This window comes from Leisingera sp. S232 (assembly GCF_049800895.1).
In the GTDB taxonomy this organism is placed as follows: domain Bacteria; phylum Pseudomonadota; class Alphaproteobacteria; order Rhodobacterales; family Rhodobacteraceae; genus Leisingera.
Genome location: NZ_JBNAFX010000083.1, coordinates 1 through 1,782 on the forward strand (window position 1 = coordinate 1; position 1,782 = coordinate 1,782).

At 57.1% G+C, this 1,782-nt stretch carries 2 protein-coding genes and 2 pseudogenes; 1 reads left to right on the forward strand and 3 read right to left on the reverse strand.

Annotated features, from left to right (window positions below):
• A partial coding sequence (locus ACP151_RS21335; protein WP_424980770.1) for a Hint domain-containing protein occupies positions 1-531 on the forward strand: 531 nt, incomplete at its 5' end.
• 209 nt (positions 532-740) lie between these two features.
• Here ACP151_RS21335 and ACP151_RS21340 read toward each other — a convergent pair.
• From ACP151_RS21340 to ACP151_RS21350, 3 genes and pseudogenes are all read right to left on the reverse strand, one after another.
• Complete coding sequence (locus ACP151_RS21340; RefSeq protein WP_424980787.1) at positions 741-1,313, reverse strand: Hint domain-containing protein; 573 nt, start codon at positions 1,311-1,313, stop codon at positions 741-743.
• Between the two features lie 129 nt (positions 1,314-1,442).
• Positions 1,443-1,655: pseudogene (locus tag ACP151_RS21345) on the reverse strand (IS256 family transposase); the annotation flags it as partial.
• Positions 1,655-1,782: pseudogene (locus ACP151_RS21350) on the reverse strand (transposase); the annotation flags it as partial. The pseudogenes ACP151_RS21350 and ACP151_RS21345, both read right to left, overlap by 1 nt.

Below are 1,782 nucleotides of genomic sequence, written 5' to 3' on the forward strand. Positions count from 1 at the left end.
ACGGATCAGGGTGAAGTGGCCGTGCAGGACCTGACCCCCGGCATGATGGTGCGCACCCGCGACAACGGCTTTCAGCCGGTACGCTGGATTGGCATGACAGCCACCAAAGACCGCGCCGTGCGCATCAAGGCCGGCGCCATGGGCAACAGTCGTGATCTGGTTGTTTCTCCGCGTCACCGCATGGTGCTGGAAGGTTGGCAATTGGAAATGCTGTTCGACCATGACGAGGCCCTTGTGACCGCGCTGGAACTGGTGAACGACGATACAATCCTGCGTGATGAATTCACGAAGGTTGAATATTATCACGTGATGTTTGACCAGCACGAGGTGATCTACGCCGAGGGCGCTGCAACAGAAAGCTTCCACCCGGATCAGCCGACCATGGGTTCGATGGATGCGGCAGCCCGCGAAGAGATCTTTGCCCTGTTCCCAGAGCTGCGCGAAGGTACCACCCGCGCCGAGGCCGCGCCAAACCTGTCACCTGTACAGGCGGCCTATGTGGGCAAGCACCTGGATGCCTTCATCGGCTAAACCGAAACTTGTATTTCACGTTAAGGGGCCTCTTTGTGGGGTCCCTTAATGCGTTTTGCAATAGCATACCTGTTACGCAGCCCGTGGAGTAAGCCTGTGTGTGTCCGTCTTGGCACGGTAGCGACGGCCCTGATTGTTGGGCAGGAATCTCTTGAAACAGGTCGCGTTTTTACGCCTGATTGAAACCAAACGACACGGCAGCAGCCAATTTATAGATATCCCGCCAAGATCTGTGCTTCTTTGACCCGCAAAGCCGTGCGGGCCAGCCTTGTTTCGTTGAACACCGGCTTCTCGAGTTCGGGGAAGATACTGAGAATTTCACGACGCGACTCGTCGCCCAGAGCGTCGATCGCCACTTGGCCGGCGTGCAGACTCTCGGTCCACATGCCCTCGGACAAAATCACCTCGTGATTGTCAAACAGCATATGGCAATAGGTAATGGCCGGCAATCGGAGCCAAAGGATGGTTTTGTCGTTGACCAGCGCCTTGGCCGGAGCCAAGACTTCTTCTTCGCCAAACAGCAAAGACGCTTTCCAGCCGGTTACCAAAATCCGATGTTGAGGCGAGACCAGAAGGTCACGATCATTCCCAAGCGTCCCCGCCTTGATACAAATCGGTGCAAGATCACCCGAGGCATCAACAGTGCGCCATCCAATCCAGCGGATCGGTTGCAGCCCGTGATCGCGTGTTTTAACCAAATCACCTTCGACCAGCGTTTCGATTGGCGCTGCGCCCTGCGCGGTCTCGATCAATGTCCCGGCGGCGAAACATGGAATGCCCATGGCCCCGAGCTCTTGCACCGTATCTACCTGGGACGGTGCAACCCCGATCAACTTGGTCGACGTGCCATCCGGGAATGTAAGAACCGCATTGCCGGAGAGTTATTGTCAAATCTGGTGTCCAAGCGCTTTTCATGCGGCGGCTTGATCTTGGTTTGATGGCTTGATGCCGTTGACGAAATCGACGCCCTGGATGACGTCGGCGAGATGTGCGAAACCGCGCAGCTTGCGCCAGCTTTTCTCAGCACATTGCCCGAGCTTGAACATCATTTGCAGCATGCCGTCGCGTGACAGGCATCCTTTGGCCCGCTTGGTACGGTGGCGGATCGTGGCGAAGGCGCTCTCGCTCCATGCTTGCGGACCTGCCATTCTCCGTCGCCGAGAAACTTGATGCCGGTGCTATCCACCAGCAGGTTCAACGGCCCGTCCGCACGGCGATAAGGTATCTGAACCTTCAAGGTTTTCTGGCGCC